Origin of the sequence: Paenibacillus sp. P22 (assembly GCF_000469945.2) — a bacterium.
GTDB classification, from domain to species: Bacteria; Bacillota; Bacilli; order Paenibacillales; family Paenibacillaceae; genus Paenibacillus_O; species Paenibacillus_O humicus.
Window position 1 is genome coordinate 1 of record NZ_CBRA020000212.1, and the last position, 7,832, is coordinate 7,832.

General features: G+C 61.7%; 7 protein-coding genes and 2 pseudogenes. 5 read left to right on the top strand and 4 right to left on the bottom strand.

Annotation, left to right across the window (positions count from 1 at the left end; genetic code table 11):
- The 4 genes and pseudogenes from BN871_RS23090 to BN871_RS23105 all read left to right on the top strand — a co-directional run.
- Window positions 1-231 (top strand): annotated as a pseudogene (locus BN871_RS23090) (allophanate hydrolase subunit 2 family protein); the annotation flags it as partial.
- A gap of 29 nt (window positions 232-260) precedes the next feature.
- Entirely contained in the window at window positions 261-824 is a 564-nt protein-coding gene (locus BN871_RS23095) for an MOSC domain-containing protein (RefSeq protein WP_048749186.1), read from the top strand.
- A 122-nt stretch (window positions 825-946) separates the two neighbouring features.
- The gene (locus BN871_RS23100) at window positions 947-1,768 is read left to right on the top strand and encodes a LamB/YcsF family protein (protein WP_048749188.1); all 822 of its coding nucleotides are present in this window, start codon (window positions 947-949) and stop codon (window positions 1,766-1,768) included.
- Window positions 1,758-2,153, top strand: coding sequence for a gamma-glutamylcyclotransferase (locus BN871_RS23105; RefSeq protein WP_048749192.1), 396 nt, complete (start codon window positions 1,758-1,760; stop codon window positions 2,151-2,153). Before BN871_RS23100 ends, BN871_RS23105 begins: the two co-directional genes overlap by 11 nt.
- A gap of 49 nt (window positions 2,154-2,202) precedes the next feature.
- Here the strand turns inward: BN871_RS23105 and BN871_RS27990 are convergent, their stop codons facing one another.
- The 4 genes and pseudogenes from BN871_RS27990 to BN871_RS23120 form a co-directional block, all read right to left on the bottom strand.
- Entirely contained in the window at window positions 2,203-2,364 is a 162-nt protein-coding gene (locus BN871_RS27990; RefSeq protein ID WP_021882098.1) for a hypothetical protein, read from the bottom strand.
- Between the two features lie 62 nt (window positions 2,365-2,426).
- The gene (comJ, locus tag BN871_RS29400; RefSeq protein WP_232313281.1) at window positions 2,427-2,903 is read right to left on the bottom strand and encodes a competence protein ComJ; all 477 of its coding nucleotides are present in this window, start codon (window positions 2,901-2,903) and stop codon (window positions 2,427-2,429) included.
- Window positions 2,901-3,947, bottom strand: a pseudogene (locus BN871_RS23110) (glycoside hydrolase family 3 protein); the annotation flags it as partial. The gene comJ and the pseudogene BN871_RS23110, both read right to left, overlap by 3 nt.
- Window positions 3,948-4,699: 752 nt before the next feature.
- A complete protein-coding gene (locus tag BN871_RS23120; RefSeq protein ID WP_198158091.1) occupies window positions 4,700-6,040 on the bottom strand; it encodes a serine hydrolase in 1,341 nt (446 codons plus the stop codon).
- 1,058 nt (window positions 6,041-7,098) lie between these two features.
- Here BN871_RS23120 and rsgA point away from each other — a divergent pair.
- The coding region (gene rsgA / locus BN871_RS23125; RefSeq protein WP_232313280.1) for a ribosome small subunit-dependent GTPase A at window positions 7,099-7,832 on the top strand (734 nt) is incomplete at its 3' end.

A 7,832-nucleotide genomic window follows, 5' to 3' on the forward strand; every position in this document is an offset into this window, starting at 1 on the left:
CCCGGAGGCGCGCCGGTCATTCTCGGCGCCGGCTGCGGCACGACCGGCGGTTACCCGGTCATCCTGAATGTCGCCTCGGCGGACCTGCCCTTGCTGGCCCAGCTCCGTCCCGGCGACAGCGTATCCTTCTCCGAGATTGGGCTCGAGGAGGCGCAGCTGCTGGATCTCGGCCAGGAGCTGGATTTGGCCATGCTTGACCATGCTCTCCGGCTCAAAACCCTTTCCCCCTAACTACAAGCGAAAGAAGGCTCGAACCCATCATGTCCTCTTCCAGAAAAAACAGCCGTACAGCCCGGGTTGTCGGCTTATATACCGCAGATGCGCCGAATTCCTTTGTCTCCCGCCCTCTCGCCGAAGCCGAGCTGGAATTCGGAGGCATCCGCGGCGACCGCCACTTTGGCCTGACGGCCAAGGCGGATGCCCGCCAGCCGATGTACCCGAGGGGCACCGAGATATTGAACCGCCGCCAGATCAGCCTGTTGTCGGCGGAGGAAATGGAAGCCGTGCGCGCCGACATGGCTGTGGAGGCGCTGGAGCCGGAATGGATCGGCGCCAACCTGATGCTTGCCGGCTTGCCGGAGCTTACGAAGCTGCTTCCCGGCACGCGCCTTCTGTTCCCAAGCGGCGCCGGGCTTGTGTGCGAGGGGGAGAATCACCCCTGCATGCAGGCAGGCAAGGAAGTCCAGAACCATGTCATGCCAAGGGAACGGCTGCCTCAAAGCTTCGTCAAGGCAGCGGCCGGACGGAGGGGAATCGTCTGCTCCGTCGAACGTCCCGGGCGGGTGTGCCACGGCGACGAAATCCGGATCCTAGATCCCATCTGACAAAATCCGCCTCGCGCTTCGCCGCGGGTTGCCTCATGCCGGCAGCAGTCATGGCCGTATAGGCGGCTTATGAAGATTGAGCGGCAATCGTTGAAATTCGATCGATTCGGGGAGGTTTGGCCATGGCAAGCATCGATCTCAACGCCGATCTGGGCGAAGGCTACGGAGCCTGGTCGTTCGGGCAGGATGAAGCCCTGATGCGCAGCATTACGAGCGCCAACATCGCCTGCGGATGGCATGCCGGAGATCCCGCCACGATGCGGGCTTCCGTCCTTGGCTGCCTGAAAGCCGGCGTCGCCATCGGGGCGCATCCGGGCCTGCCGGACCGGCTCGGCTTCGGGCGCCGGGAAATGGCGCTGAGCCCGGATGAAATCTATGATGGCGTCTTGTACCAGCTTGGAGCGCTGGAGGCTTTCGTCCGCGCAAGCGGCGGAAGGCTGCGCCATATGAAGCCTCACGGGGCGCTTTACCACATGTGCAATCAAAGCGAAGCGGCCGCCGAAGCCGTCGCCCGGGCGGCAGCGGACCTCCGCTGCGGCTTGGCCGTTTTCGCGCAGGCGGGAAGCCTGCTGCTTGAAGCGGCAGCCAGACATGGCTTGCCGGCTGTCGCCGAAGCTTTTGCCGACCGCGCCTATACGGCATCCGGCAAGCTGGCCGAGCGATCGCTGCCGGGGGCGGTGCTGCACGATCCGGATGCCGTGCTCGCGCAGGCTCTGGGAATCGCTTCCCGGGGCGAAGCCGGAACGTTGGAAGGACCGGTCCTATCCCTATCCGCTGCCACGATATGCCTGCACGGGGACCGTCCCGGAGCCGCCGAAGCAGCGATGCTGCTGCGCCGTGGACTGGAGGAAGCCGGCGTGCGCGTTGCGGCTCCGGATATCGGCGGGCCCGCCGGAGACGGGCATGATGGTGGCGGGGGGACGGGAAAACGTCATGAACGATGAAGCATGGCTGTTCGTCTACGGAACTCTGCAGCCGGGGATGTCCAATTATGGCGTCATCGAGGCATGGGTTCGGGAAGCGGCGAGGGGCCGAGTAAGAGGCAGCTTGGTCGACGCGGCGGCGGGGCTGTACCCGGCTCTGGTCATTTTCCCTGAAGCTGGGGACAGCGGCGCCGTATCCGGCTGGTGGCTCCGGATCGGCATCGGCGGCCTTGCCGAAACGGACCGGCTGGAAGAGTACGGGGGACCGGAGGAAAGCAACGACTACGAACGGATCTGGACGGCCGATGCCGATGCTCCTTCCAGGCAAGGCTGGGTCTATGTATGGCCGACCAGACGAGGCTGCCCGGCGATCGGAAGCAGCAAATGGCCGCCTTCACCGGATTGACGGGGAAAGCGGCCTTTTCAGTCTTGGAACGTTTTGGCTCACCGGGGTTTTATCGGTCTTCCTCGGCCGTTTCCGGCTGAAAGGCGATGAGCGTGACGGGAACGCCCTGCTGCCGGGTAAGCTGCTGCTCCAGTTCCCGGATCTGCTGCACGGCATCATCCGATTCGCTCAGATCGGCGAACCGGTAAGGCTCGAACGGTTGATGCATCATATCCACCTCCAGTGGTAGCGTGGTCAGTCCGGCGGAGCGTTATGCATGACGGCTTTCGGCAGTCAGGTTTTCATGCCGGCCAACAGGAGCGGGGAAGGGGGATCGAGCGCCTCATCCTGGAGCAGGATCGCCGCCTCGCCTTCATATCCGGGATACAGGGCGAAAATATAAGTCCATGGCTGCTCCGCGGCATCGCCGTCTGCGCCAGGCACAGCATTGAAAACGAGCCCGCAGCTGCCGGGCGCAACGTCGGCCTCGACCGTGTTCGACAGGATGCTGGAAATGCTCAGCTTCCCGTCCGCGGGAACCTCGAATGGAACCAAGATGGACCGCGCGGCGCCCGCGGCTGCTCCAGGCTCGCCTTCCTCGACCGCTACCGCCACGATGCAGCGGGAATCATCCATCGCTTCGAAGCTCGAGATGCTCTTGTTTTTCCAGGCAAAGCCCTGGTCGACTTCTTCATCCGTCCAATCCGGAAACGGTTCCTCGGTCCTGCCGGGTAAACGCACWSCYGSCCGGAGCCTCGTTGTGCAGCGCACGACCGACTCGCTGGCCGCGCGTCGCGCCAGCGCCGCGTGCTCCGGGGCGCACAGCCTCGATTCCGGCACGTCCGCATACGGATTTTCAGCATCCCATTCGCCCAGACGAATCCGCACCGAGAACGTATGAACGAGCGCGCGATCGAGGTCGCACTCCTCCAGCAGCCCCCGCTCCAGCGCGTCGCGCACCGCCCGGTGCACCGTCTCGGAGTCATCGGTGATGCTGTCGATGCCGCTGCGGATGGACTGCGCCACCGCCTCGGCATACGAAGGCAGGAAGCCGTGGTCGTTCACGGTGCCGAGCACATCTCCCGCATCGCTGACGACAAAGCCGTCCATGCCCCACTCGTCCCGGACGATGCCGTTCACGTCCTCGAGCAGATTGCACGGTATTCCGTTCACGCTATTATAAGCCGTCATCATGGATACCGCACCGCCCTCGCGGAACGCCGGCTCGAATGCCTTGAGGTAATACTCCCGCTTGCCCCGGGGATCAATGCTCGCCGAGAAGAAGCCGCGCCCCTTCTCGTTGTTGTTGGCATAGAAATGCTTCAGCGTCGCCGCCGCCCGCAGGTAGAACGGATCGTCTCCCTGCATGCCCCGCACCAGCGCCGCGGTCAGCTTGCCCGTCAAATAAGGATCCTCTCCGTAGGCTTCCTCCGTGCGTCCCCAGCGCGGATCCCGCTCCATATCGACCGTGGGAGCCCAGATCGTCAGGCCGTTGCGCTCCGGATCGCGGCCGTAATACACTCTCGCCTCCTCGGAAATAACCTCTCCGATCTCTTTCATGAGCCCGTCATTCCAAGTGGCGGCAAGCCCGATCGGCTGCGGGAACACCGTCGCTTCCCCGAGCCAGGCGATTCCGTGCGCCCCCTCGGTTCCATGCTTGTATTTGGCGATGCCGAGGCGCGGAATCTCTTCCTGATACTGGCTCATCAGCGAGATCTTCTCCTCCAGCGTCAGCAGGGCTACGAGGTTCTCGGCCCGCTCCTTCAGCGGCAGGCCGGGGTTAAGAAAGGGGTACGCGTACGTTCCGGTGCTCATGGTCGGCAGCTCCTTTGTCTCGTCTCGATTTCTCTCTGCCCTTCCCGGACAAAAGAGGACTGAGACTAGCATAAGGGGGAACAGACGCTGCCGGTACCCCGCAAATCGATGGCGTTTTCATGCTTGATTTAGAGATGAAACTTTTCGCCAATCTGCGCCCTTTGCTCCTCTGCCAGCTTCTCGATGGACAGCAACCCGGCAGACGGTATCGGGTTTTATGGATCATGCGAACGTATCCTAACCATCCCTTTATCTGCTATCGGACATACGATCCGCTATTCCGCTGATTTTGACCCCGTTTCAATTTTTATCGGACATACAATCCGCTATTCCGGATTTTATATTGCCATTGCAGTAGGAATCGGAGAAATAAGGGATCGTATGTCCGATACAGATGTCCAAATGCGAATTTCGCCTGAATAACGGATCCTATGTCCGATATGCCCGTAATTGCTGCTCCGATCTGCTGTCCGGTCTGCTGTCTGATCAGTGTTCCGACCCGCTTTTCGTTCTGCTGTCCGACCCGCTGTCTAATCACGGCTTCGATCTGCTGTCCGATCTCCTCTCTGATCAGCGCTCCCGTCGCCGCCCGCTTCGTTTGGCCCATCCGACCCCATCACTCTCCCGCCGCCGGCCCAATGGCATAGCCGGTACCCGTTCCCTAACAAGAGAGAAGAACCGATGCGGGCGACATCAACCCGATATGGACAACGAAAAGACCGCCAGGAAAAGGCGGCCTCAATGTTCGGAGCTTAAGGGTTCATCTTCTGCACGGAATCACGAAGCCTCTCGCGCAGATGCTCCGACTCCGGGAACAGGCGGAGCCCGAGCTCCAGAACCTGCAGCGCTTCGCCGGCATACCCGTTCTCCTCCAGCGGATAGGCGATATAGCTGAAATCGTCGGCCGAGACGGCATACCGCTCCACTCCGTCATGGAGGATCTGCCGGTACTCGTCCCAAGCCGCATCGATCCCGCCGGACAAGGCGATGCCGGTCAAATAATGGGCCAGATTGCGCTGGACTTCGCCAGTTCCTTCCCCGAGCAGCAGGTCCAGAATGCCTTTCATCAGCACCTTGAGACCGACATAGTCGCCGTTCATCATGAGGGTAACGCCTAAGCCTGCCTCCGGCAAGAGCACCAGATAACTGCGGAAGCCGGTATCTTGCCCGGTATGGGATACAGCTCTGCGTCCTTGGTAAGCGCCCGTGAACCAGCCGAGGGCGATTCCATCCAGCCAATCTCCATAGCCCAGGCCGACCCGGGTGCCCCACATCTCCCCTTGGCTGCCTTCCTCAAGCAGCCCCTTCCCCTCTGCCGCCTGCTCCGGCTTCAAGTAAGCCAGCATGAGCCGGCAGCTGTCTACCGCGTTCATATACAACGTCGAGCTCGGTCCATGCGCCCGGTGATAAGGAAAAACGAGGCTTTTCTGCGGTCCGTAGCGTCCTTCGGGAACACCGAGAATATGCGGGGCCGCCAGCTGTGACGCCGGCACCTCCGCCAACAGGAAGGTGCTCTCTTCCATCCCGGCAGGCCGCAGCACATGCTCCCGCATGTACGCCTCGAAGGACATTCCGCTGACCTTGGCGATGACGTCTCCCAGCAGCTCGAAACCGATATTGCTGTAGGCATGCTCCTCGCCGGGATTCCGGTCCAGGCTGCGTGCGGCGAGGGCGCGTACATACCGCTCCAGACTGCCCTCGTCATCCTCCGGCGAGTCCCACTGGAAGTCCTCCTCGTCGGGCATGCCGGAAGTATGGCTGAGCAGGTCGCGGATCGTCACCTCGCGTTCCCGGCCGTCGGCGAGCTTGAAGTAAGGGACGCAGTCGCTCGCAGGAGCGTCCAGATTCAGTCGGCCTTGCTCCGCCAGCTGCATGACGGCCGTAGCTACCAGAGGCTTGGATACCGATGCCAGGTGAAAAAGAGTGTGCTCGTCCACGGGCTCGCCCGTCCCGGCGTCGCGGATTCCGTATCCGCGGGCAAAAACTCCATCTGGGGCAACGATGCCCACCGCAAGTCCGGGCAGCGGCTCCTGCGCCGCGAAGCCGGCCAGCAAAGCGTCCAGGCGCTCCATGGCGCGATCATGTCGACTCATGATGATTCCTCCCATTAATTATTCTGTTTTTTATAGAGAGTCAGGAAAATCAATGAGTCATACCAATGGATTCACGCCCTTCCGTACTGGCTTCATTCTAACCGGGTTCCGGCCACAATGGCGGGTAGAAAACAGGTAGAGAATGGAATGCGGCAATCCGTTCCAAGGAGGGCTGGCTGGAACTGAGCGGATCGGCTCTCCGAATGCCTCTGTCCGCCATACAACGGCTGACGCCGCACGAGCTTTAGTCCGGCTGCAGGTACAATTCGCCTTTATTTGTTCTCCCCCTTGATAAAAATGACCCAAAAAGGCTATGCTAAAGCCACTTATTTTCAACAGAGGAGGCCGATGTCAAATGACGACTGCATACGCGACTTACAAGCTGATTGTCCCGACGCCGGTCCCTGACGGAGCAAGCCGACTCTGATCCGCAGCCCGCCTCTGCCATGATGGCAGAGGCGGGCGCTGATCGTCGGCGCCGCAGGAGACCAATGGTCTCCTGCGGTTTTTTTATGCCCGCGGGATCCACAGAGATCGCGGGCCTGTTAGAGGCCCGCATGCCATCTTGGCCCGCGGTGCCATGCCTGACAAGGCAAGCCCGCATGTTCGCTGCGGGCTTTTTGCTTTTTTCATCCAACCCACGAAAAGAGGAACCCGCCTTGACCTTAAATACAAACGAGCCTAACGAGATGAACAACCGGACTAAAACCTGGACAGAAACGGACTATACCCTGCGAAAAGAGGAATCCGACTTGAACCTCAATCCAAATGAGTGGAATGAAGCAACCGAAACGAATGATTCGATCAATAGCCATGTCTTTCCCCAAACGAATGAGCCAGCCAGCAAGAAGGGGTCAGCCAGCAAGAAGGGGTCAGCCGATAGGAAGTTACCCGCGGACAGGAAGGAAACCCATCCAGGGAATATCTCTCCTGCACCAGAAGCCCCTCAGGAAGGATCTCCTGCATCCGAAGAAGGCCGTGGGCTCCGCAGCTACGGCTGGAACGACTCCTGGCAAGAAAGGCTGGAGACGACTCGAAAGCAAACAGGCATCTCCGGGTTGGAGCCCGCCCGCATCGTCGCCCAATTCTCCCACCTATACCGGCTGGCTGCCGAATCCGGCGAGCATCTGGCTGAAGTGACCGGGCGCTATTCGTTTGACGCTTTACGCAAGACCGATTACCCCGCGGTCGGCGACTGGGTGCTGGCCTCCGTGCCGAAGCCCGGCGACAGCTCCCGCGCCAGCATCCACGCCCTGCTCGAGCGAAGCTCCGCGCTGATCCGCAAGGAAGCCGGGCAAGTGCAGGACGGACAGGTCGTCGCAGCCAACATGGACTATCTGTTCCTCACGACGGCGATGAACCACGACTTCAATCTGCGCCGCATCGAGCGGTACCTGGTGGCGGCCTGGGAAAGCGGCTCGACGCCGGTCGTCCTGCTCACCAAGGCCGATCTCGCCGACGACCCGGATGATCTGGTGCGGCAGGTCGAGGACGCCGCTCCCGGCGTGCCGGTCCACGCCGTCAGCGCGCAGGAGAATCAAGGCCTGGAGCAGCTCCGGCCGTACATGCGGCCAGGGGCGACCATCGCGGTTGCCGGCTCCTCCGGCGTCGGCAAGTCCACGCTGCTCAACTGGCTGGCCGGCAGCGAGGAGCAGCGCGTGCAGGGCGTTAGAGGCGGGGACGACAGGGGACGGCATACGACGACTCACCGCGAGCTGTTCCGGCTMCCCGGCGGCGCGCTGCTGATGGATACCCCCGGCATGCGCGAGCTGCAGCTGTGGGACAGCGAAGG

Excerpts from the sequence above, each read along its gene's own strand:
- BN871_RS23095 (WP_048749186.1), top strand. The coding sequence starts at position 261 with ATGTCCTCTTCCAGAAAAAACAGCCGTACAGCCCGGGTTGTCGGCTTA.
- BN871_RS23100 (WP_048749188.1), top strand. The coding sequence starts at position 947 with ATGGCAAGCATCGATCTCAACGCCGATCTGGGCGAAGGCTACGGAGCC.
- BN871_RS23105 (WP_048749192.1), top strand. The coding sequence starts at position 1,758 with ATGAACGATGAAGCATGGCTGTTCGTCTACGGAACTCTGCAGCCGGGG.
- BN871_RS27990 (WP_021882098.1), bottom strand. The coding sequence starts at position 2,364 with ATGATGCATCAACCGTTCGAGCCTTACCGGTTCGCCGATCTGAGCGAA.
- BN871_RS23120 (WP_198158091.1), bottom strand. The coding sequence starts at position 6,040 with ATGAGTCGACATGATCGCGCCATGGAGCGCCTGGACGCTTTGCTGGCC.